At 66.2% G+C, this 23222-nt stretch carries 21 protein-coding genes and 1 pseudogene; 11 read left to right on the plus strand and 11 right to left on the minus strand.

Going from position 1 to position 23222, the window contains the following annotated elements:
- The 8 genes and pseudogenes from BST28156_RS30310 to BST28156_RS30345 form a co-directional block, all read left to right on the plus strand.
- Positions 1–530, plus strand: a pseudogene (locus BST28156_RS30310) (anti-sigma factor); the annotation flags it as partial.
- A 252-nt stretch (positions 531–782) separates the two neighbouring features.
- Positions 783–1157 carry a 30S ribosomal protein S6 gene (gene rpsF, locus BST28156_RS30315; RefSeq protein WP_006402295.1) on the plus strand — a complete coding sequence of 125 codons (375 nt, stop codon included), beginning with the start codon at positions 783–785 and terminating at the stop codon, positions 1155–1157.
- 39 nt (positions 1158–1196) lie between these two features.
- Positions 1197–1496 (plus strand): primosomal replication protein N, encoded by a 300-nt coding sequence (gene priB, locus BST28156_RS30320; RefSeq protein ID WP_174904146.1) that lies wholly within the window; start codon positions 1197–1199, stop codon positions 1494–1496.
- A 2-nt stretch (positions 1497–1498) separates the two neighbouring features.
- The gene (gene rpsR / locus BST28156_RS30325) at positions 1499–1774 is read left to right on the plus strand and encodes a 30S ribosomal protein S18 (protein WP_004193360.1); all 276 of its coding nucleotides are present in this window, start codon (positions 1499–1501) and stop codon (positions 1772–1774) included.
- Between the two features lie 27 nt (positions 1775–1801).
- The gene (gene rplI, locus BST28156_RS30330; protein ID WP_060239475.1) at positions 1802–2254 is read left to right on the plus strand and encodes a 50S ribosomal protein L9; all 453 of its coding nucleotides are present in this window, start codon (positions 1802–1804) and stop codon (positions 2252–2254) included.
- Positions 2255–2397: 143 nt separating this feature from the next.
- Positions 2398–4821, plus strand: a complete 2424-nt coding sequence (dnaB, locus tag BST28156_RS30335; protein ID WP_174904147.1) for a replicative DNA helicase — start codon at positions 2398–2400, stop codon at positions 4819–4821.
- Between the two features lie 138 nt (positions 4822–4959).
- A complete protein-coding gene (locus BST28156_RS30340; protein ID WP_060239466.1) occupies positions 4960–5586 on the plus strand; it encodes a DUF47 domain-containing protein in 627 nt (208 codons plus the stop codon).
- 10 nt (positions 5587–5596) lie between these two features.
- Positions 5597–6607: an inorganic phosphate transporter gene (locus BST28156_RS30345; protein ID WP_060239464.1), complete on the plus strand. Its 1011-nt coding sequence runs from the start codon at positions 5597–5599 to the stop codon at positions 6605–6607.
- 383 nt (positions 6608–6990) lie between these two features.
- Here BST28156_RS30345 and BST28156_RS30350 read toward each other — a convergent pair whose 3' ends face one another.
- From BST28156_RS30350 to BST28156_RS30400, 11 genes are all read right to left on the minus strand, one after another.
- Positions 6991–8064 carry a C40 family peptidase gene (locus BST28156_RS30350; protein WP_174904148.1) on the minus strand — a complete coding sequence of 358 codons (1074 nt, stop codon included), beginning with the start codon at positions 8062–8064 and terminating at the stop codon, positions 6991–6993.
- Between the two features lie 239 nt (positions 8065–8303).
- Positions 8304–10100: a PhoH family protein gene (locus BST28156_RS30355; RefSeq protein ID WP_174904149.1), complete on the minus strand. Its 1797-nt coding sequence runs from the start codon at positions 10098–10100 to the stop codon at positions 8304–8306.
- Positions 10101–10431: 331 nt separating this feature from the next.
- Complete coding sequence (locus BST28156_RS30360; protein WP_060239458.1) at positions 10432–10893, minus strand: peroxiredoxin; 462 nt, start codon at positions 10891–10893, stop codon at positions 10432–10434.
- Positions 10894–10992: 99 nt separating this feature from the next.
- Positions 10993–11889 (minus strand): polysaccharide deacetylase family protein, encoded by an 897-nt coding sequence (locus tag BST28156_RS30365; RefSeq protein ID WP_060239456.1) that lies wholly within the window; start codon positions 11887–11889, stop codon positions 10993–10995.
- A gap of 12 nt (positions 11890–11901) precedes the next feature.
- Positions 11902–12957: a bifunctional UDP-4-keto-pentose/UDP-xylose synthase gene (locus BST28156_RS30370; RefSeq protein WP_060239454.1), complete on the minus strand. Its 1056-nt coding sequence runs from the start codon at positions 12955–12957 to the stop codon at positions 11902–11904.
- Entirely contained in the window at positions 12954–13901 is a 948-nt protein-coding gene (locus BST28156_RS30375; RefSeq protein WP_060239446.1) for a formyltransferase, read from the minus strand. The genes BST28156_RS30370 and BST28156_RS30375 overlap by 4 nt, the downstream gene beginning before the upstream one ends.
- Complete coding sequence (locus tag BST28156_RS30380) at positions 13898–14920, minus strand: glycosyltransferase (RefSeq protein WP_060239444.1); 1023 nt, start codon at positions 14918–14920, stop codon at positions 13898–13900. The genes BST28156_RS30375 and BST28156_RS30380 overlap by 4 nt, the downstream gene beginning before the upstream one ends.
- Before the next feature lie 6 nt (positions 14921–14926).
- The gene (locus tag BST28156_RS30385) at positions 14927–16078 is read right to left on the minus strand and encodes a DegT/DnrJ/EryC1/StrS family aminotransferase (protein WP_174904150.1); all 1152 of its coding nucleotides are present in this window, start codon (positions 16076–16078) and stop codon (positions 14927–14929) included.
- A 134-nt stretch (positions 16079–16212) separates the two neighbouring features.
- Positions 16213–16584, minus strand: coding sequence for an EamA family transporter (locus tag BST28156_RS30390; RefSeq protein WP_009694047.1), 372 nt, complete (start codon positions 16582–16584; stop codon positions 16213–16215).
- Positions 16585–16598: 14 nt separating this feature from the next.
- The gene (locus BST28156_RS30395) at positions 16599–18275 is read right to left on the minus strand and encodes a glycosyltransferase family 39 protein (RefSeq protein WP_174904151.1); all 1677 of its coding nucleotides are present in this window, start codon (positions 18273–18275) and stop codon (positions 16599–16601) included.
- Between the two features lie 125 nt (positions 18276–18400).
- A complete protein-coding gene (locus BST28156_RS30400) occupies positions 18401–18775 on the minus strand; it encodes an Mth938-like domain-containing protein (protein ID WP_254596447.1) in 375 nt (124 codons plus the stop codon).
- A gap of 315 nt (positions 18776–19090) precedes the next feature.
- On the opposite strand from BST28156_RS30400, the gene BST28156_RS30405 reads away from it, so the two are divergent.
- The 3 genes from BST28156_RS30405 to thrC are packed head-to-tail and all read left to right on the plus strand — an operon-like array spanning position 19091 to position 23182.
- Positions 19091–20329, plus strand: a complete 1239-nt coding sequence (locus tag BST28156_RS30405) for a pyridoxal phosphate-dependent aminotransferase (protein WP_060239437.1) — start codon at positions 19091–19093, stop codon at positions 20327–20329.
- Positions 20330–20382: 53 nt separating this feature from the next.
- The gene (locus BST28156_RS30410) at positions 20383–21711 is read left to right on the plus strand and encodes a homoserine dehydrogenase (RefSeq protein ID WP_060239433.1); all 1329 of its coding nucleotides are present in this window, start codon (positions 20383–20385) and stop codon (positions 21709–21711) included.
- A 19-nt stretch (positions 21712–21730) separates the two neighbouring features.
- The gene (thrC, locus tag BST28156_RS30415; protein ID WP_174904152.1) at positions 21731–23182 is read left to right on the plus strand and encodes a threonine synthase; all 1452 of its coding nucleotides are present in this window, start codon (positions 21731–21733) and stop codon (positions 23180–23182) included.
- Positions 23183–23222 lie beyond the last annotated feature (40 nt).

Genomic DNA, 23222 nt, shown 5'->3' on the forward strand with positions numbered 1-23222 from the left:
CGCGCGTCGGCGCGCTGCCGGGCCTCGGCTGGGGTGTCGCGCTGTTGGTCGCGCTGGCCGCCGCGGCCGCGATGGCGCTGTCCGCGCACCGCGCCGACACCGACCGCACGGTCGACGAACTCGTCGCGAGCCATGTGCGGGCAGGCCTGTCCGCGCGCGACGTCGACGTGATCTCGACCGACCGGCACACGGTCAAGCCGTGGTTCAACGGGCGGCTCGACTATGCGCCGCCGGTCGAGGACCTGGCCGCGAGCGGCTTCGCGCTGGTCGGCGGCCGGCTCGACTATGTCGGGCGTCGGCGCGTCGCGGTGCTCGTGTACCGCTATCGGCAGCACGTGATCGACGTCTACGTGCGACCGGCGGGCGACGGCCGCGGCGCGCCGTATGCGACCGTGTCGCAGGGCTACGCGCTCGACCGCTGGAACGCGGCCGGGATGACGTGGTGGGCCGTGACCGACGCGGAACCGTCCGCGCTCGCGGCATTCCGGACGGCGCTCGACGCGCGGCTCGCGGGCACGCGCGTCGAATGACCGCGGGCGGGGCCGTCCGCCGGCTTCGCCCCGCAACATCCGCGTTGCGATCCGTCCCCGCTCCGCGAAACGGCCATGCCGGCGCGGCTCGTGGCGGCCGGAACCGTTCAAGTCGTTGAAAACACGGCCGAATCCGGCCGCGAATCGTCGATCGGTCTTGCGCGCGCCCCATAATCGGGTTAGAATCTTCGGCTTCTCACTTGCCACACCGGTTCAGACGCCCGGGTGGCTTCAATCCACAAGGAGTGTGTAATGCGTCATTACGAAATCGTCTTCATCGTGCACCCCGATCAGAGCGAGCAAGTGCCCGCGATGATCGAGCGTTACAAGACCACGATCACGTCGCACGGTGGCCAGATCCACCGCGTCGAAGACTGGGGCCGTCGCCAGCTGGCCTACATGATCGAGAAACTCGCGAAGGCTCACTACGTCTGCATGAACATCGAGTGCGACCAGACGACGCTCGACGAACTCGAACACGCGTTCAAGTTCAACGACGCCGTGCTGCGTCACCTCATCGTCAAGATGAAGAAGGCCGAAACCGGCCCGTCGCCGATGATGAAGGAAGTTCAGCGCGAAGAAGCCAAGAAGGCGGCTGCTGCCCAGCCGACCGAAGCGCAGGCTTAAGCTCGTCTCGATTAAGCCACCAAGGAGCACGCCACTCACGTGAACAGGTTGCAATTGACGGCAAGCGTCGTCGAGCGCGCAGCGGTGCGATACACGCCCGCCGGCGTTCCGATCGCAAGCGCGACGTTGCAGCACAGCACGGAAGTCGTCGAGGCAGGCATTCCCCGTCGGGTCGACATGACGATCGAGGCGGTGGCGGCCGGCGAGGCGAGCGGCAAGCTGGAGCGATGTGAACTGGGCGTTGAAACGCTGTTCACGGGCTTCCTGGCCAAGAAAAGCCGCAACGCGCGAACCTTGGTGTTTCACATCACAGCATTGCAGGACATTGGAAAGGACTGAACATGGCCCGCCCCACTGGTAAGAAATTCGACAAGCGTCGTCAGCAACAAAACCCGCTCTTCAAGCGCAAGAAGTTCTGCCGCTTCACGGCAGCCGGCGTCGAGCAGATCGACTACAAGGACACGGAAACGCTGAAGGACTTCATCGGCGAAAACGGCAAGATCACGCCGGCTCGTCTGACGGGTACGAAGGCGCACTATCAGCGTCAGCTGGATACGGCGATCAAGCGCGCGCGTTTCCTCGCGCTGCTGCCGTACACCGATCAGCACAAGGCGTAATCAGGCGACGCAATAAGGAGAATTCGAATGCAAATCATTCTGTTGGAAAAAGTCGCCAATCTGGGCAACCTCGGCGATATCGTCAAGGTCAAGGACGGTTACGCTCGCAACTTCCTGATCCCGAACCGCAAGGCTCGCCGTGCCACGAAGGAAGCGATCGCCGAATTCGAAGTGCGCCGCGCAGAGCTCGAGAAGATCGCCGCTGAAAAGCTGGCGGCTTCGCAGGCTGTCGGCGAGAAGCTGGCTGGCCAGTCGTTCGAAATCACGCAGAAGTCGGGCGTGGACGGCCGTCTGTTCGGCTCGGTCACGAACGCAGACGTCGCCGAACTGCTGAAGAAGGCAGGCTTTGAGGTCGAGAAGCTGCAGGTTCGCATGCCGGAAGGCCCGCTGAAGATGATCGGCGAGCACAGCGTCCAGGTCGCGCTGCACACGGACGTCGTCGTCGACGTCACGATCAACGTGATCGGCGACCACGCTTAAGCGTACGCAGTCTTGCCGGGCGGCTCGCGCCGTCCGGGCAGGAACAGGGGCAGGCGCCCGGGCAACCGGGGCCTGCCTTTTTTATTGCCCGATCGCCGGTGAGCGGTAGCGTACCGGCGATCAATTCGCGATAATCCCAACCCATGAACGCGCCGCAAGATCCCCAACTCGATTCGCTGAAAGTCCCGCCGCACTCGGTCGAAGCCGAACAGTCGGTGCTGGGCGGCCTGTTGCTCGACAACGCGGCATGGGACCGGATTGCCGACTTCCTGTCGCAGGGCGACTTCTACCGCTACGACCACCGGATCATCTACGAGCACATCGGCCGGCTGATCGCGGCGACGCGCCCGGCCGACGTCGTGACCGTGTACGAAGCGCTGACGACGTCGGGCAAGGCCGACGACGTCGGCGGGCTCGCCTACCTGAACGCGCTGGCCCAGAACACGCCGAGCGCCGCGAACATCCGCCGCTATGCGGAAATCGTGCGCGACCGCGCGGTGCTGCGCCGGCTCGTGTCGGTCGCCGACGAAATCTCGGCCGACGCGTTCAATCCGCAGGGCAAGGAAGTCCGCCAGCTGCTCGACGAGGCCGAGTCGAAGGTGTTCTCGATCGCCGAGGAGGGCGCGCGCGGCAACCAGGGCTTCCTCGAGATCGGCCCGCTGCTTACGCAGGTCGTCGAGCGCATCGACACGCTGTACCACACCGCGAACCCGAGCGACGTCACGGGCACGCCGACGGGCTTCGTCGACCTCGACCGGATGACGTCGGGGATGCATGGCGGCGAATTGATCATCGTGGCGGGGCGGCCGTCGATGGGCAAGGCCCAGCCGCTCGACGCGCGCGTCAGGACGCTGACGGGCTGGAAGCCGATGGGCGAACTGGCGGTCGGCGACGCGCTTGCGTCGGTCGACGGCGCGCCGTCGATCGTGACGGGCATCTACCCGCAGGGCGAACGCCAGGTCTATCGGGTTCGCTTTTCGGACGGCCGCTCGGCCGAATGCTGCGACGAGCACCTGTGGTGCGTGCATTTCCGCGAGTGGGAAAAGCCGCGCGTGCTGTCGACCGCGGAGATTCGCACCCTGCTCACGCGCGAGCGCTACCGGAACCGGTTGTGGATCGACATGCCGAGCGGCGAGTTCGGTCACCGCGACGCGCTGCCCGTCGATCCGTGGGTGCTCGGCGCGCTGCTCGGCGACGGCGCGCTCGGCGGTACGGCCGTGCGTTTCAGCGTGAAGGCCGAGGAAACCTTGAATCGGATGCGCACGCGCGTCGACGCGTCGCTCGAGCTCGAATACGCGGGCCAGTACGACTGGCGCATCAAGCGCCGGCCGTCGACCGCCGACGAGCCCCGGCCGTCCGCCAATCCGCTCAAGGCGGCGCTCGAGCGGCTCGGGGTATGGGGCAGGACGAGCTACGACAAGTTCATCCCGCGCATTTACCTCGATGCGGACAAGGACGCGCGACTGGACCTGCTGCGCGGGCTGCTCGACACGGACGGCTGGGTCGAATCGTGGGGGACGGTGCGTTATTCGACCGCCAGTGCGCAACTGGCGAACGACGTGCGCGAACTGGCGCGCTCGCTCGGGGCGTGGTGCCAGGTCGCCGAAAAGGCGACGAGCTTCACGGTCGGCGGCGAACGCAAGGCCGGTGCGACGGCTTACGTGTGCACGATCAGTCATCCGGACCCGCAGAGCCTGTTCCTGTTCGAGGGCAAGCGCGAGCGTCTCACGGGCGGGCGCACACGCCGCAAGATGCCGGTCATCGTCGGCATCGAGCCGACGCGCCGGACCGCCACGCAGTGCATTTCGGTCTCGCATCCGTCGCGGCTGTACGTGACCGACGATTACGTCGTGACGCACAACACGGCCTTTTCCATGAACATCGGCGAATACGTCGCGGTCGAGTACGGGCTGCCGGTCGCGGTGTTCTCGATGGAAATGCCGGGCACGCAGCTCGTGATGCGGATGCTCGGCTCGATCGGCCGGCTCGACCAGCACCGGATGCGTACCGGCCGCCTGACGGACGAGGACTGGCCGAAGCTGACGCATGCGGTGCAGAAGATGAGCGAGGCGCAGCTGTTCATCGACGAAACGGGCGGCCTGAACCCGATGGAACTGCGCTCGCGCGCGCGGCGTCTGGCGCGCCAGTGCGGCAAGCTCGGCCTGATCATCGTCGACTACCTGCAGCTGATGTCGGGCTCGTCGCAGGGCGAGAACCGGGCGACCGAAATCTCGGAGATCTCGCGGTCGCTGAAGAGCCTGGCCAAGGAGCTCGACGTGCCGGTGATCGCGCTGTCGCAGCTCAACCGCGGTCTCGAGCAGCGGCCGAACAAGCGGCCGGTGATGTCGGACCTGCGTGAATCGGGCGCAATCGAACAGGATGCGGACGTGATCCTGTTCATCTACCGCGACGAAGTCTACAACCCGGACAGCCCGGACAAGGGCACCGCCGAAATCATCATCGGCAAGCAGCGTAACGGTCCGATCGGCCCCGTTCGACTCACGTTCCTGGGGCAATACACGAAGTTCGACAACTTTGCAGGGGCGCAAAACTTCTACGGCGAGTAAGGCTGGATGTAAACCCCTATTTTGCCGAGCGTTGTATCCAATCCCGGCGCGCGCATATGCGCGCGTCGCGGCGCAACCGAAAACGGTACAATATCGCCCGTTTTCGTGACAGTCGTTTGACAATCTCTCAGGAATCCCATGTTCGGTCGATTCATGCCCACCGAGGGCAAGTTCTTTGAACTCTTCAACGCGCACGCGAAGCACATCGTTTCCGGTGGCCGCGAGCTCGAACTGCTGATCGACAATCTCGCCGATGCCGAGATCCACAAGCAAAACGTGCAGACTGCCGAAAAGGCCGCGGACAAGCTCACGCACGAAGCGATCGATCTGCTGCACAAGACCTTCATCACGCCGCTCGATCGCGACGAAATCCACAAGCTGATCACGACGATGGACGACATCCTCGACCTGATGGAGGACGTCGCGACGGCCGTGTCGCTGTACGACGTGCGCGCCGTCACGTCCGAGGCGAGCCAGCTCGCGCACATCGTCACGCAGTCGGCGCAGCACGTGCAGCAGGCGGTTGCGCTGCTGTCCGACATGAAGCAGTCCGCGCAAATCCTCAAGCAGTGCGAGGAGATCGATCGCTGGGAGTCGGAAGCCGATCGCGTGCTGCGCTCGGCGATGTCGAAGCTGTTCCGCGAGGAAGACGACGTGAAGACGCTCATCAAGCTGAAGGCGATCTACGAGCTGCTCGAAGAGATCACCGACAAATGCGAGGACGTCGCGAACATCATCGAAGGCATCGTGCTGGAAAACGCCTGAGCGGACCACGATGCATTCGATACAACTCGCCCTATGGATGGTCGCGACGCTGGTGCTCGTCGCGCTCGTATTCGACTTCATGAACGGCTTCCACGACGCGGCGAACTCGATCGCCACCGTCGTGTCCACCGGCGTGCTGAAGCCGCAACAGGCCGTCGTGTTCGCCGCCGCGTTCAACGTCATCGCGTACTTCATCTTCCACCTGAAGGTCGCGCAGACGGTCGGCAAAGGCACGATCGACCCTGACATCGTCGACCACTACGTCGTGTTCGGCGCGCTGGTCGGCGCGATCGGCTGGAACGTGATCACCTGGTACTACGGGATCCCGTCGAGCTCGTCGCACGCGCTGATCGGCGGCCTTGTCGGCTCGGCGCTTGCGAAGTCGGGCTGGAGCGCGCTGAACGTCGACGGCCTGATGAAGACCGTCGCGTTCATCTTCATTTCGCCGCTGCTCGGCTTCATCCTCGGCTCGCTGTTCATGCTCGGCGTGTCGTGGCTGTATTTCCGCACCGCGCCCAGCAAGGTGGACCGGCGCTTCCGCCGGCTGCAGCTGCTGTCGGCCGGGCTGTACAGCCTCGGACACGGCGGCAACGATGCGCAGAAGACGATCGGCATCATCTGGATGCTGCTGATCGCGTCCGGCTATGCGTCGGCGACGTCCGATGCGCCGCCGGCGTGGGTGATCGGCGCGTGCTACCTGTCGATGGGCCTCGGCACGCTGTTCGGCGGCTGGCGCATCGTGCGCACGATGGGCCAGAAGATCACGAAGCTCAAGCCGGTCGGCGGTTTTTGCGCGGAGAGCGGCGGTGCGATCACGCTGTTCATCGCGTCGTTCCTCGGCATTCCGGTCTCGACCACGCATACGATCACCGGCGCGATCGTCGGCGTCGGCGCGACGCAGAAGCTGTCGGCCGTGCGCTGGGGCGTGGCCGGCAATATCGTGTGGGCGTGGGTGCTGACGATTCCGGCCTCTGCGCTGATCGCAGCCGGCGGCTGGTGGCTCGGACACCGGATCTTCTGATTTCCGACGCGAAACGCTCGACGCTTCGACGCACGAAACGCCGCATGCCGAACAGGCTGCGGCGTTTTTTTGCGCGTGGGGCGGGCGGTTGGCGGTGTGGGCGGTGTGTGTGTGCGAGGTTCGTCCAGATGGCGGATCGATGCGGCGTTTGCGTTGCCGGCCGGTCGATGCCGCTGCGCTTGCGTGCCGTGTGGTGAGTCGAAGAGCACGCATGTCCGCGTAGCAAAACGACGGGCGAGTACGACGAACCGGCAGGAAGCCGGTTATCGAGCCGATCGGCAAGACGGTGGAATGACGGCGCGCGGGGCTGAATGAATGCGGGCAGGGCGCCACCGTGGTCGCCGGGATTTTGCGAGATGCGCGAACCCGGCGTGGCGACGCCGTCAATAGCTGCCGTTCGCGAAGCGGGCGATCGGGTCGTCGGTGGTGCCGGTGCGGGCTCCGACCGGCGCGGACTGCGTCGATGCGCGCAGCACCTGCACGGCGGCCGGTTCGGTGTTGCGCGCCGGCGCGGCGGCGGCCGGCAGTTCCGCATCGAAGGCGGCTGCTTCGGCGGCGGTCAGCGCCGTCGTCGGAATCTGCGTGCCGACCTCTGGCACGCCGGCAGGTGCCGCGTTCGACGTCGCATTCGACGTCGCGGCGATCGCATCGCCGCCGGCGGACACCGCCTGTTGCCGGGCCGCGGACAGGCGAGCCGGCGGCGGCTCGTACGGATCGGTGGGCGCGGCTGTGGCGGATGCGGGCGGTGCTGCGGCAACGACTGGCGCAGGCGACGCCGCCGACACGCGTTGCGCTGCCGCATAAGCCGGCGGCTGCGGTGCCGCCGCGGTCACGACCGGCGCGGGTGCGGCCGCCGCCGGTGTGCGCGACTCGTCGCGCCGTGCTTCATACGTCGGCGCATCGAACGGCGTCGGCTTCGCGCGCGGCGGCGCGACGCGGCGAATCCCGTCGAAACGCTTCGCCCAGTACGGGTTCGTCAGATAGTCGAGCCGCACGGTGCCGCCGGTCGACGGCGCATTCACGAAGCGCAGCTTGCCGACGTAGATGCCGACATGCGAGTGCGGCCGCCCGGTCGTATTGAAGAAGATCAGGTCGCCCGGCGCGATCTGGTCGGGGTCGATCGACACGCCGCGGCTGCTCATGTCGGCGGTCGTGCGCGGCAGGTTCACGTCGGCCGCGCGACCGATCACGTAGCGCACGAGCCCGCTGCAGTCGAAGCCGCTGGTCGGCGTGTTGCCGCCCCAGCGATAGGGCACGCCGACCAGGCTCATCGCCTGGATCGAGATTTCTTCCTGGCCGACGCTGTGGTCGACGAATTTCGGGAAATTGGCGGGCGGCGGGAACGCGCGCGGCGTCGTGATCGTCATGCCGGACGAGCGCGATGCCGTCTGCGGCGGCACGCTGGAGCAGGCCGCAAGCAGCGAAACGACGGCGACGGGAACCCAGATTCGAAGCATGAAAGACGGAACGGGCGCGGCGCGCCCGTGATTCGTATGACAACGGATAGGCCCGATGGTAGACGCTCCGACGGGGCTTGCGCAACCATTCCTGAGAATTTACTTGAAGTTTCGCGCGTAAATCGGTGTTGTTTTCGTAACAGTGCGTTATCAACGTTTCCGACCCCCAAAATAAAACGGCGCTCCGGAGTGGAGCGCCGTCAGGCGTCGGAAGCCGGCCGACCGGCCGGCGCCATGCGTTACAGAATGTCCGACGCGTAGTCGGCGAGTCGCGAGCGTTCGCCGCGCGCGAGCGTCACGTGGCCGCTGTGGCCCCAGCCCTTGAAGCGGTCGACGACGTAGGTGAGGCCCGAACTGCCTTCGGTCAGGTAGGGCGTGTCGATCTGCGCGATGTTGCCGAGGCACACGATCTTCGTGCCGGGGCCCGCGCGCGTGACGAGCGTCTTCATCTGCTTCGGCGTCAGGTTCTGCGCCTCGTCGATGATCAGGTACTTGTCGACGAACGTGCGGCCGCGCATGAAGTTCATGCTCTTGACCTTCAGGCGCGAACGGATCAGTTCCTGCGTCGCCGCGCGGCCCCATTCGCCGGCCGCGTCGTCGGTCTTCTGCAGCACTTCGAGGTTGTCGTCGAATGCGCCCATCCACGGCTGCATCTTCTCTTCCTCGGTGCCCGGCAGGAAGCCGATGTCCTCGCCGACGGGCACGGTCGCGCGCGTGACGATGATCTCGTTGTAGCGCTTGTCGTCGAGCACCTGCGCGAGGCCGGCCGCGAGCGCGACCAGCGTCTTGCCGGTGCCGGCCTGGCCGAGCAGCGTGACGAAGTCGATCTCGGGGTTCATCAGCAGGTTCAGCGCGAAATTCTGCTCGCGGTTGCGCGCGGTGATGCCCCACACGTTGTTCTTGTGGTGGCTGTAGTCGCGCAGCGTCTGCAGCAGCGCCGTCTTGCCGTTCAGCTCGCGCACGATCGCATGGAACGTCGGCTCGCCGTTCTGCGGCTCGAGATAGACGAACTCGTTGACGAGCATCGACGCAACGAGCGGGCCCGTCACGCGGTAGTACGTGGTGCCCGTCTTGGTGTCCTGCCAGCTCTCCATGCCCTTTGCATGCCGGGTCCAGAAGTCCTGCGGCAGTTCGCGCACGCCGGTGTAGAGGAGATCCTTGTCCTCGAGCACCTGGTCGTTGAAGTAGTCTTCGGCGGGCAGGCCGAGCGCGTGCGCCTTGATCCGCATGTTGATGTCTTTCGACACCAGCACGACCTGGCGGTCCGGCCGGTCGCGCTGCAGCGCGCGCACGACGCCGAGGATCTGGTTGTCGGCCTTGCCCTCGGGCAGGCCCTCGACCGGCGCGATGTCGGCGAGCTTGGTCTGGAAATACAGGCGGCCGAGCGCCTCGCGGCTGCCGAGGCGCGCGAGCGGAATGCCGGCCGAGATCGGGCCCGCGTCGGCGACCAGCGCGTCGAGCGTGCGGCTGACCTGGCGTGCATTGCGCGCGACTTCGGACATCCCCTTCTTGTGGTTGTCGAGTTCCTCGAGCGTCATCATCGGCAGATAGACGTCGTGTTCCTCGAAACGGAACAGGCTGCTCGGGTCGTGCATCAGCACGTTGGTGTCGAGCACGAACAGCTTCTGCAGTTCTGCGTCGGCCGGTTTGCGGCTGCGCGACTTCGTCGCGGCGCCGGTATCGCGCGCGGGCGCGGCGACCGGTTTTGCGTCGGTCGGCTTGTCGCCGCGCGCAACGGGTGCGTCGGCTTCGACGGGCGCCGGCATCGGCTGCAGCAGCGCCGCGGTCTGTTTGCTCTTGCGCGCGCGTGCGGGCGCGCTCGCCGGTTCCTGGGCCGGCGCGACGGCGCGCAGCGGCGCTGCCGTGTTCGCGGCTTCGGTCATCGGTTGGGCCACGCTGGCCGGGCCATAGTCACCGGCTGTGGATGCGTCCCCTTCGGCGGATTTCTTCGCGGCTTTCGCGGGCCGCGCTTTCGCCTTGTATTCATCGGGCGGCAGCAGGCTGCCGAGCTTGCTGGGGGGAGTAGGCAAAGGCATGGTGTCCCTCGGAGGAATCGTGTCGCATGGCGTGCGCCGCTGATCGCATCCTGCGTGACGGGAACGCCTGCAGTTTGCGCGCGGTGGCGCACAGGAATATCGTCTAGCCGGTTCGCCTAAGTGTCGATCAACTCCTTCACGGGTTGAGGGCCGGACCGAGAGCCGGCGCGCAGTCCATAAAAAAAGCCGCTGCCCCGTGGACCGGGACATGCGGCTCGGCTGATACCGTCGTGATGCGCGTCAGGTGCCGGGAAGCATCGCAACGAGCACCGGCGCAGCTACGAGAAATATGGGGCGAACTGGCATTCATTGCGGCCCAATATAACGCGCCTCAAAGCGCTTGTACAGCACTTAGCACGTCGTCCACGTGACCGGGCACCTTGATGCCGCGCCATGCGTGACGAAGCACGCCGTCGGCGTCGATCAGGAACGTCGAGCGCTCGATGCCGCGTACTTCCTTGCCATACATTTTCTTCATTTTGATGACATCGAACAGCGCGCACAGCGCTTCGTCGGCATCGGAGATCAGCGGGAACGGCAGTTCGAGCTTTGCCTTGAAATTGTCATGCGAGCGCAGGCTGTCGCGCGATACGCCGATGACTTCCGCGCCGGCCTTCTTGAACTTCGGATAGAGATCGCGAAATTGCAGCCCTTCGGTCGTGCAGCCCGGCGTGTTGTCCTTCGGATAGAAATACAGCACGAGCTTCTTGCCGCGCAGGTCGGACAGCGAAATATCGCCGCCCGTGGCCGGTGCGGTGAAATCGGGAACTTGACGGTCAACTTCGACGGACACGTGTTTCTCCTGTTGTTATGGAAGGGCGCCGCGCGCGGCGGCGCGATTCGGAGCGCGCTGCCGCGGCGCGCCGCAGGCAGCGCGGGCTCGCGCGCGAACTCAGTCGGGCTGGACGATCAGTTCGCCGGAGCGGCCGGGGATTTCGCCCCACGCGACAGGGTACGATGGCAGCGAGTCGCGGTCCAGCGTCGCGTGGTAGTCGCCCATCGTCGCAAACGTATGGCCCTGCGCACGCCAGCCGGCGAGCAGTTGCTCGAACACCGGCGCGAGCTTCTGGCCTTCCAGCTCAGCATGCAGCGTGAACACCTGGTCGTGCGGATTGGTTTCGGTGAACTTGAGGATGTGCGCGGCGACGTTGTGCGTGTCGATGCCGTCGACGCCGAGCACCTCGTCGAGCGTCGGCAGCGTGGTCGGCATCTGCACGTGCGACAGCGTGCGGCCGCCGACGACGGGCAGGTACGGCGAATGGCCGCGGCCGTCGGACGCATAGCGCATCCCCCATGCGTCGATCTGCTCGAACGCCGCGTCGTTCATCTGCCAGCCGGCCGCGCCGTGCGTGGCCGGCGGCGCACCGAAGACCTCGACGAAGCGCGCGTGGCTCTTCTGCATTTCACGCGCGGTCCAGTCACGGTCGCGCACGCGCACGTTGTCCTGCCAGTACACGTGATCCCACGTATGGATCCCGCATTCGAAGCCGGCTTCGTGAATCGCGCGCATGTCGGCGATCGCGCGGCGGCCGATGTCGGGGCCGGGCAGCAGCACGCCGTACATCAGCTGCTTCACGCCGTAGTGTTCGACCACCGACGTGCGCGATACCTTCTTCAGGAAGCCGGGACGAAACACGCGGCGCAGCGCCCAGCCCGTGTGATCGGGGCCGAGGCTGAACAGGAAGGTCGCGCGCGCGCTGAAGCGGTCGAAGATGCGCGCGAGGTTCGGCACGCCTTCGCGCGTGCCGCGCAGCGTGTCGACGTCGATCTTGAGGACGATGCGAGCCAAGCGAGCGTCCCGTCAGCCTTGCTGCTCGACGAGTGCGCGCGCGTCGGCGACATGGCCGCGATACGCTTCGAAGATCTTGCGCAGTGCGTCGTCGAAGGTCGATTGCGGCGCCCAGCCGAGTTCCTGCATCGTGTTGTCGATCTTCGGCACGCGGTTCTGCACGTCCTGGTAGCCGTTGCCGTAGTACGCGCCGGAGGTCGTCTCGACGAGCTGCACCTGCTTTGCGGAATCGGCGTACTCGGGGAATTCCGCGGCCAGCTCGAGCATCTTGTGGGCGAGTTCGCGCACCGAGAAATTATTCTTCGGATTCCCGATGTTGTAGATCTTGCCCGATGCGACGCCGTTCGCGTTTTCGATGATCTTCATCAGCGCGCTGATGCCGTCGTCGATGTCGGTGAACGCGCGCTTCTGCGAGCCGCCGTCGACGAGGCTGATGTTCTCGCCGCGCACGATGTGGCCGAGGAACTGCGTGACCACGCGCGAGCTGCCTTCCTTCGGCGTGTAGATCGAGTCGAGGCCCGGGCCGATCCAGTTGAACGGACGGAACAGCGTGAAGTTCAGGCCTTCCATCCCGTAGCCCCAGATCACGCGGTCCATCAGCTGCTTCGAGCAGGCGTAGATCCAGCGCGGCTTGTTGATCGGGCCGTAGGTGAGCGCCGACGCGTCCGGGTCGAACTGCTCGTCCGAGCACATGCCGTAGACCTCGGAGGTCGACGGGAACACGAGGTGCTTGCCGTACTTGACGGCCGAACGCACGATCGGCAGGTTCGCCTCGAAGTCGAGTTCGAACACGCGCAGCGGCTGCTGCACGTAGGTCGCCGGCGTCGCGATCGCGACCAGCGGCAGGATCACGTCGCACTTCTTCACGTGATACTCGACCCACTCCTTGTTGATCGTGATGTCGCCTTCGAAGAAATGCATCCGCTCGTGCTTGACGAGGTCGCCGAGCCGGTCGGTCTGCATGTCCATGCCGAACACTTCCCAATCGGTGGTTTCAAGAATGCGCTTGGACAGGTGGTGGCCGATGAAGCCGTTCACACCCAGGATCAGGACTTTTTTTGCTTTCATGAATGACGGGAAGAATGAATGAACTGCGCGAATTCCGCGGGCGTCACGACGGTTTCGCCGCCGTCGCGCTGCTGCCACAGCTCGAGTATGGATAGCGCGCGGCTGTCGCCGCAGACGCCGAATAGCGCATTATCGCTTACGTGCAGGCCGGGCGGCAAATCCGCCGCCGCGGCGGCAGCGGCGCTGCCGGGCGCGGCGAGGCGCGCGCGCGCGACGACGAAACGCGTGCCGTCGATCTCCGTAAACGCGCCCGGGTAAGGGGGCGCGACCGCGCGCACGAGGTTGTAGACCTGCGCGGCCGGTTTCGACCAGTCGATGCGGCCGTCCTCGGGTTTGCGCCCGCCGTAGTAGCTGCCGGACGACAGGTCGTTCGGCAAATGCGGCGCTTCGCCGGCGAGCAGCGCGGGCAGCACGCGCCAGAGCGTCTGCTCGGCGGCGACCGTGACCTTGTCGAACACCTGCGCGGCGGTGTCGTCCGGCAGGATCGGCACCGCGGTCTGGCCGACGATCGCGCCCGCGTCGGGTTTCGCGGCCATCTCGTGCAGCGTCGCGCCGGTTTCGGTCTCGCCGTTCAGCACGGCCCAGTTGGTCGGCACCCGACCCCGGTATTTCGGCAGCAGCGAACCGTGCATGTTGTACGCGCCGCGCGGCGCGATCGCGAGCAGGTCCACCGGCAGCATGTGGCGGTAATAGAACGAGAAGATGAAATCCGGCTGCGCGGCCGACACCGCGCGGCGCAGCGCCGGATCGGCCGGGTCGGCCGGCGTCAGCACCGGGATGCCGTGCTCGGCGGCGACCGACGCGACGCTGCCGAACCAGATGTTCTCGTTCGGGTTGTCCTCGTGCGTGACGACGAGCGCGACGTCGACGCCGCGCGCGAGCAGCACCTGCAGGCAGCGCACGCCGACGTTGTGGTACGCGAATACGACGGCGCGCGGCTTCACGGCTGCGCTCCCGTGTGCTGCGCGCCGACCGGCGCCGCCGGCATGCCGTCATGCTGTTCGAGCACCGCCTGGATCAGGTAGCGCGGCCGCGCGCGCACCTGCTGATAGATGCGGCCGACGTACTCGCCGAGCAGGCCGAGCGCGAACAGGATCACGCCGAGCAGGAAGAACGTGATCGCGAACAGCGTGAACACGCCTTGCACTTCCGCGCCGACGATGAAGCGGCGCACGAGCAGCAGCACGAACAGCGCGGCGGAGCCGAGCGACAGGATCACGCCGATGAACGACAGCCATTGCAGCGGCACGACCGAGAAGCCGGTCACGAGGTCGAAGTTCAGCCGGATGAGGCTGTACAGCGAATACTTCGACTCGCCGGCGAAGCGCTCCTCGTGCGCGACCTCGATCTCGGTCGGCTTCTGCGCGAACGTGTAGGCGAGCGCGGGGATGAACGTGTTGACCTCGCCGCACACGTTGATCGTGTCGATGATGCGGCGGCTGTATGCGCGCAGCATGCAGCCCTGGTCGGTCATCTTGATCCGCGTGATGCGCTCGCGCAGCCGGTTCATCATCTGCGAGGCCTTGCGGCGCCACAGGCTGTCCTGGCGCTGCTTGCGGATCGAGCCGACGTAGTCGTAGCCCTCGCGCATCTTCGCGATCAGCTTGCCGATTTCCTCGGGCGGGTTCTGCAGGTCGGCGTCGAGCGTGATCACGATCTCGCCGCGCGACTGCGCGAAGCCGGCGAGGATCGCCATGTGCTGCCCGTAGTTGCCGTTGAGCAGCACGACGCGCGTCGTGTCGGGACGCACGTGGAACTGGTCCGCGAGCATGGCGGCCGAGCGGTCGCGGCTGCCGTCGTTGATCAGGATCACTTCGTACGACGTGCCGAGCGCGTCGAGGGCCGGGTACAGGCGCGCGAACAGCGCGGCAAGGCCGTCTTCCTCGTTGTACACGGGGATGACGATCGATACTTCCGGGCTCGCGGCGCCCGGATGGCCGGCGCGTGCTTCAAGGTGACTCATGTACGCTTACTTTCCGTATTGTTCGCAAATCTGGTTGGTGGCGTCGACGACGCGACGCACGTCGGCTTCCGTCATCTGTGTGAAGAGCGGCAGCGTGACGGTCGACGCGCCGTACCGCTCGGCGTGGGGGAACATGCCCTCCCTGAAGCCGCGCGCGCGGTACAGCGTGAAAAGATGGATCGCCGGGTAGTGGACGCCCGTGCCGATTCCGCGTTCCTTCATCTGCGCCATGAAATCGGCGCGCGAGATCGACAGCCGGTCGAGCGGCAGCGTGATCTGGAACATGTGCCAGTTGCAGTTCTCGAAATCGGCGACCGGCAGCCCGACACCGAGTTTCACGGCCGCACCGCCTTCGAACGCGGCGAAATACGCGCGCACCAGCGCGCGGCGCTGCGCGGTGAAGCGCTCGAGGTGCGGCAACTGGCCGAGACCGACGCGCGCGGCGACGTCGGTCAGGTTGTACTTGCCGCCGAGCACGTCGCAGTCCATCCCGTCGAAGCCGCTGCGCGTGATGCCCTGCAGCCGGTACTTCTGCGCGAGCGTCGCTTCGTCGTCGTTGTTCAGCACGAGCGCGCCGCCTTCGATCGTCGTCAGGTTCTTGTTCGCGTGGAAGCTGAACGACACGATGTCGCCGATCGCGCCGATGCGCTTGCCGTTCCACGTCGAGCCGAGCGCCTGCGCGGCATCCTCGATCACGCGCAGGTTGCGCGCGCGCGCGATTGCGTACAGGCGGTCCATGTCGACCGGCAGACCGGCCAGATAGACCGGGATGATCGCCTTGGTGCGCGGCGTGATCGCCTGTTCGAGCTTGTCGAGGTCGAGGTTGCGCGTGACGGGGTCGATGTCGGCGAACACGGGCGTCGCGCCGGTCTCGAGGATCACGTTGCTGGTCGACACCCACGACGCCGGCGTCGTGATCACCTCGTCGCCGGGGCCGACGCCCGCGATGCGCAGGCCGATTTCCAGCGTGCAGGTGCCCGAGTTGAACGCGCGCACCGGGCGGCCGCCGCAGTACTCGGACAGCGCGGCCTCGAACTTCTGGCACTGCGGGCCGGTGGTGATCCAGCCCGAGCGCAGCACTTCGACGACGCCCTGGATGGTTTCCTCGTCGATCTCGGGGCGGGTGAACGGCAGAAACGGAGCGGTAGTCTGGCTCATGAACACGTAGGCCTGTAATGGCGTGTAATAAAAGGGTCGGGCAATCCCGTCCGAAACCGGCATTAAACACCGGTTGGCGGATTCGTACCGTGATTTTTTGTAGGCGGACGCTTAACGCTGCCGGCTGCCGCGGCTCAACTGCGCGCGAGCACGAGCACCCCGATCAGGATGATGCCGATGCCGACGAGCCGCTGCACCGACAGCACCTCGCCGAACAGGTACCAGGCCGCGAACGCGTTGACGACGTAGCCGAGCGACAGCATCGGGTACGCGATCGACACGTCGACCCGCGACAGCCCGACGATCCATACGACGACGCTCAGCACATAGCAGCCGAGCCCGCCGATGATCGGCAATTGGGTCGCGATCTTCAGGCCGACCGGGATGATGTTCGCACGGCTGAATTCGAAGTGTCCAACCGCGTTGACGCCGGCTTTCAGCAGAAGTTGCGCGCAGGCGTTGAGCATCACGCCGGTAATGATGCAGACGAACGAAATCGGGTTCATGCGGGAGGCTGTCCTTACGACTGGGGTTTCTCGACGATCACGCGGCGGTTGTCGCGCGCGATCACGCGCATCGGCACGCCTTGCTTGACCAGCGTGTCGTACTGGCCCGGCGCCATGATCGCGAGCGCATGGGTGTCCTGCTTCCAGCGCGCGATCCACTCGTCGACGGTCGGAATCCACTTGTTCGGCTCGACCGAGATGCCGAACGCGAGCTCGTCCTGGCGCTGCACCATGATCGTCGTGTGGCCGACGTAGAACGGGAACGTGTGATCGAGCATCTCGACCGAGTAGAACGGCGTGTCGGGCGGCAGTTTCGCCAGCTCGGCGCGCACGGCCGGCGCGATCAGCGCGCCCGAGCTGTAGCGGCCGAATTCGTCGTGGCCGGTGCCGCCGATCGTGCCGAACGCGAGCCAGGCCGCGCCGAACATCGCGATCGCGGCTGCGACGCCCGCGCGGCGGTTCAGCCATGCGGCCGCGAGCGTCAGCGCGGCGGCGACCGCGAGGCCCGTGTACAGCCATACCTGGAACGCGCGGTACAGCGCGTTCGGCGTGCGGGCGTCGCCGAGGCGCGCGAGGAAGACGATGCCGAACGCGGCGACGACGAAGAACACCAGGTAGCCGAGCAGGTGGCGGCGGAACCGCTCGGCCGTCATCAGCGGCAGGTACGCGCCGATCATCAGCGCGAGCGCCGGCGCGACCGGCAGCACGTACGAGATCAGCTTCGAATGCGACGCGCTGAAGAACAGGAAGATGAACGCGCTCCAGATCAGCAGCACCAGCATCGGCGAGAAGCCGTTCGGCTGGCGCGGCATCCGCAGCGCGTGGCGGATGCTCTGCCACGCGACCGACAGCCACGGCAGGAAGCCGATCAGCAGCACCGGCACGAAGTAGTAGAACGGACCCGGACGGTTCTGTTCCGGGGTCAGGTACCGGCGGAACTGCTGGACGATGAAGAAGAAGTTGAAGAATTCGGGGTTGCGCTGCTGCACGAGCACGAACCAGGGCGTCGCGATCGCGAAGAAGATCACCAGCCCGCTGACGAGGTAGAGGCGCTTCCACAGCGCCCAGTCGCGCGCGATCAGCGTATAGAGCACGAGCACGGCGCCGGGCAGGATCAGCCCGACGAGGCCCTTGGACAGCACCGCGAACGCCATCGCCGCCCAGCACGTCCACATCCAGCCGCGCATCGCGGCGGGGCGCAGCCCGGGGCGCTGCGCGAGCAGCAGCGCGCAGAGCGACAGCGCCATCCAGAATGCGAGCCCCATGTCGAGCGCGTTGAAATGGCCCATCAGGTTCCAGTACGGCGAGCACGCGAGCACGATCGCGGCAAGGAAGCCGGACAGCGGGTTGAACAGTCGCGCGCCGGTGAAGCCGACCAGCAGCACGCCGGCGAAGCTCGCGAGCGCCGTGTACAGGCGCGCCTGCCATTCGCCGACGCCGAACCACGCGAACGTCAGCGCGTTGAGCCAGGTCTGCAGCGGCGGCTTCTCGAAGTACTTGTAGCCGTTGTAGCGCGGCGTGATCCAGTCGCCGGTGACGAACATCTCGCGCGCCATCTCTGCGTAACGGCCTTCGTCGCTCGGGATCAGGTGGCGCAGCCCGAGCGGCGCGAACCAGATCACGGCGAACGCGATCAGCAGGAGGACGAGCGCGATGCGATTGAGCGGTAGCCTCGGCGGCGTATCGTTCATGGAGTTTCAGCCTGTTGGTTGTTGTGATGGGCGCCGGCGGGTTGCGCCGGGGCGGGCGGGCTTATCGGGCGGCGACTCGCGGGGATCGTCCCGATGCGCCGGCCCGAGTTTTACCGCATCGGTGATTAACGTTCAATTAAGAGCGCGGCGGCGACTTTGCGGCCTTCGGCCATCAGGATGTTGTAGGTGCGGCAGGCGGCCTGGAAATCCATCGTCTCGACGCCGATCCGCTTCGCGGCGAGCGCCGCGAGCAAGCGCGGGTGCGGGAAGCGCAGCCGCGCGCCGCTGCCGAAGATCACGAGCTCGGGCGCCGGGTCGAGCAGCATCGCGAAATGTTCGGGCACGAGCGCGTCGAACGACGCGACCGGCCATTCCCGTACCGGTGCGCCGGGCAGCACGATGACGCTCGTTTCATGGCGTTCGAGGTTGACGTCGACATAATCGGGGCCGTAGCCGGTAACGGTGTTGAGCGCGCCGCTCGTGTCCTGGTGCAGTTTCAAATCGGTATTCCGCGGTTCCGTAAGGGGAATGTCTGGCCGGGCCGCGCGGGCCCGGGCGGCCGCCTGCGCGTGCCATCCGGCGCCGAATGCCCGACGGCGCGGGCCCGGCGCGGCTATGGTGCATTGCGAAAGTCGGCCAAAATCCGCTAAATTATAACTTTTTGGTCGCCACCGGGCGCCACTTGCGTCGCGCGTCGCCACAAGCCGCGCCCGACCGCCCGCTTTTTCCAGTCTAGACAGCGTGCGCAGACCAGCCGCTCTCCAGTTTTTGATCCCGTCCCCCGGCCGCAAGGCCAACCCAGGAAACGTGTCGTCGTGAAACCGATTCAGAAGTCGAACAAGCTGCTCAACGTCTGCTACGACATCCGTGGCCCGGTACTCGAGCACGCGAAGCGCCTCGAGGAAGAAGGCCACCGCATCATCAAGCTGAACATCGGCAACCTCGCGCCGTTCGGCTTCGACGCGCCGGACGAGATCATCCAGGACATGATCCGCAACCTGCCGACGTCGTCCGGCTATTCGGATTCGAAGGGCGTGTTCTCGGCGCGCAAGGCCGTGATGCACTACACGCAGCAGAAGGGCGTGGTCGGCGTCGGCCTCGACGACATCTACATCGGCAACGGCGCGTCCGAGCTGATCGTGATGGCGACCCAGGCGCTGCTGAACGACGGCGACGAAGTGCTGCTGCCGGCGCCCGACTACCCGCTGTGGACCGCCGCGGTGAGCCTGTCGGGCGGCACGCCGGTGCATTACGTCTGCGACGAGCAGAACGCGTGGATGCCCGACCTCGACGACATCCGCAGCAAGATCACGCCGAACACGAAGGCGATCGTCGTGATCAACCCGAACAACCCGACCGGCGCGCTTTATTCCGACGAATTGCTGCTGGAGCTGCTCGAGATCGCGCGCCAGCACGGGCTGATCGTGTTCGCCGACGAGGTCTACGACAAGATCGTCTACGACGGCCTCGAGCACACGGCGATGGGCGCGCTGTCGGAGGACGTGATCACCGTCACGTTCAACAGCCTGTCGAAGAGCTATCGCTCGTGCGGCTACCGCGCGGGCTGGATGGCCGTGTCGGGCCTCGGCGGCGACAACCGCCGGCGCGCGAAGGACTATCTCGAAGGGCTCGGGATCCTGTCGTCGATGCGCCTGTGCGCGAACGTGCCCGGGCAGTTCGCGATCCAGACCGCGCTCGGCGGCTACCAGAGCATCAACGAGCTGATCGTGCCGAGCGGGCGCCTGTTCAAGCAGCGCGAGCTCGCGTACGACATGCTCACGTCGATCCCCGGCGTGACCTGCGTGAAGCCCCAGGCCGCGCTGTACATGTTTCCGCGTCTCGATCCGAAGCTTTATCCGATCCAGAACGACCAGCAGTTCATACTCGACCTGCTGCTCGAGGAGCGCGTGCTGCTCGTGCAGGGCACGGGCTTCAACTGGCCGACGCCGGACCACTTCCGCGTGGTCTTCCTGCCGAACCTCGAGGATCTGTCCGATTCGATCGAGCGGATCGCGCGCTTCCTCGACGGCTATCGCAAGCGCCATACGGCGTGAGCGGGCGGGACCGGACGGAATTCACACCTTTTCAATCATCGATCACACGCAGCATGGAACCGATCAAAGTTGGCCTGTTGGGCTTCGGCACGGTGGGCAGCGGCACCTTCACGGTGTTGCGCCGCAACCAGGAAGAAATCAAGCGACGCGCGGGGCGCGGCATCGAGGTGGCGCGCATCGCGGTGCGCAACCCGGCCAAGGCGCAGGCTGCGCTCGGCGGTGACGCCGCCGGCGCGCAGATCACCGACGACTTCAACGCAGTCGTCGACGATCCGTCGATCTCGATCGTCGCCGAGATGATCGGCGGCACCGGCATTGCGCGCGAGCTCGTGCTGCGCGCGATCGCGAACGGCAAGCACGTCGTGACCGCCAACAAGGCGCTGCTCGCGGTGCACGGCACCGAGATCTTCGAGGCCGCGCGCGAGAAGGGCGTGATGGTCGCGTTCGAGGCGGCCGTCGCGGGCGGCATCCCGATCATCAAGGCACTGCGCGAAGGGCTGACGGCGAACCGCATCCAGTACATCGCGGGCATCATCAACGGCACGACCAACTACATCCTGTCGGAAATGCGCGACCGCGGGCTCGACTTCGCGACCGCGCTGAAGGCCGCACAGGAACTCGGCTACGCGGAAGCCGACCCGACTTTCGACATCGAGGGCGTCGACGCCGCGCACAAGGCGACGATCATGAGCGCGATCGCGTTCGGCGTGCCGGTGCAGTTCGACCGCGCGTACGTCGAAGGCATCAGCAAGCTCGACGCGACCGACATCCGCTATGCGGAAGAGCTCGGCTACCGGATCAAGCTGCTCGGCATCGCGCGCCGCGCCGAAAAAGGCATCGAGCTGCGCGTGCACCCGACGCTGATCCCCGAGAAGCGCCTGCTCGCGAACGTCGAGGGGGCGATGAACGCGGTCGTCGTGCACGGCGACGCGGTCGGCACGACGCTGTACTACGGCAAGGGCGCGGGCGCGGAGCCGACGGCTTCGGCGGTGGTCGCGGACCTCGTCGACGTCACGCGCCTGCACACGGCCGATCCCGAGCATCGCGTGCCGCATCTCGCGTTCCAGCCCGACAGCCTGTCGAACACGCCGATTCTGCCGATCGACGAAGTCACGAGCGGCTACTACCTGCGGCTGCGCGTCGCCGACGAGACGGGCGTGCTGGCCGACATCACGCGCATCCTCGCCGATTCGGGCATCTCGATCGACGCGCTGCTGCAGAAGGAATCGGAGCAGGTCGACGACGCGAACGGCGAAACCGACATCATCCTGATCACGCACGAGACGCTCGAGAAGAACGTCAATGCGGCGATCGCGCGCATCGAGAGCCTGTCGACGGTCGTGTCGAAGGTGACGAAGCTGCGCATGGAAGCGCTGAACTGAGCTGACGACTGAGGACGACATGAACTACATCTCCACGCGGGGCGCCGGCATGGGCGAGCGCCACACGTTCTCCGACATCCTGCTCGGCGGCCTCGCGAAGGACGGCGGGCTCTACCTGCCCGCCGACTATCCGCAGGTGTCCGCCGACGAACTCGCACGCTGGCGCACGCTGCCGTACGCGGATCTCGCGTTCGAGATCCTGTCGAAGTTCTGCGACGACGTGCCGGCCGACGACCTGCGCGCGATCACGCGCCGCACGTACACGGCCGACGTGTACCGCAACACGCGCCACGGCGAAAACGCGGCCGACATCACGCCGCTGAAGACGCTCGGCGCCGAGCACGGCGCGACGCTGTCGCTGCTCGAGCTGTCGAACGGCCCGACGCTCGCGTTCAAGGACATGGCGATGCAGCTGCTCGGCAACCTGTTCGAGTACACGCTGGCCAAGCACGGCGAGACGCTGAACATCCTCGGCGCGACCTCCGGCGACACCGGCAGCGCGGCCGAATACGCGATGCGCGGCAAGGCCGGCGTGCGCGTGTTCATGCTGTCGCCGCACAAGAAGATGAGCGCGTTCCAGACCGCGCAGATGTACAGCCTGCAGGATCCGAACATCTTCAATCTCGCGGTCGAAGGCGTGTTCGACGATTGCCAGGACATCGTGAAGGCCGTGTCGAACGATCACGCGTTCAAGGCGCAGCAGAAGATCGGCACGGTCAACTCGATCAACTGGGCGCGCGTCGTCGCGCAGGTCGTGTACTACTTCAAGGGCTATTTCGCGGCGACGCGGTCGAACGACGAACGCGTGTCGTTCACGGTGCCGTCGGGCAACTTCGGCAACGTCTGCGCGGGCCACATCGCGCGGATGATGGGGCTGCCGATCGCGAAGCTGGTGGTCGCGACCAACGAGAACGACGTGCTCGACGAGTTCTTCCGCACCGGCGCGTATCGCGTGCGCAGCGCCGAGAACACCTATCACACGAGCAGCCCGAGCATGGACATCTCGAAGGCGTCGAACTTCGAGCGCTTCGTGTTCGACCTGCTCGGCCGCGATCCCGCGCGCGTGGTGCAGCTGTTCCGCGACGTCGAGGAGAAGGGCGGCTTCGATCTCGCGGCGAGCGGCGATTTCGCGCGCGTCGCCGAGTTCGGCTTCGTGTCGGGCCGCAGCAGCCATGCGGACCGTCTCGCGACGATCCGCGACGTGTTCTCGCGCTACGGCACGACGATCGACACGCATACGGCCGACGGCGTGAAGGTCGCGCGCGAGCATCTGGACGCCGGCGTGCCGATGATCGTGCTCGAGACCGCGCAGCCGATCAAGTTCGGCGAGACGATCCGCGAAGCGCTCGATCGCGAGCCGGAGCGTCCGGCCGCGTTCGACGGGCTCGAGGCGCTGCCGCAGCGCTTCGAGGTCGTGAAGGCCGACGCGCAGCAGGTGAAGGACTTCATCGCCGCGCATACGGGCGCATGACGTGACGCCGGGCCGCGCGCCCGGCGGCGTCGGACGGCCG

This window comes from Burkholderia pseudomultivorans (genome assembly GCF_902499075.1).
Taxonomy (GTDB): Bacteria; Pseudomonadota; Gammaproteobacteria; order Burkholderiales; family Burkholderiaceae; genus Burkholderia; species Burkholderia pseudomultivorans.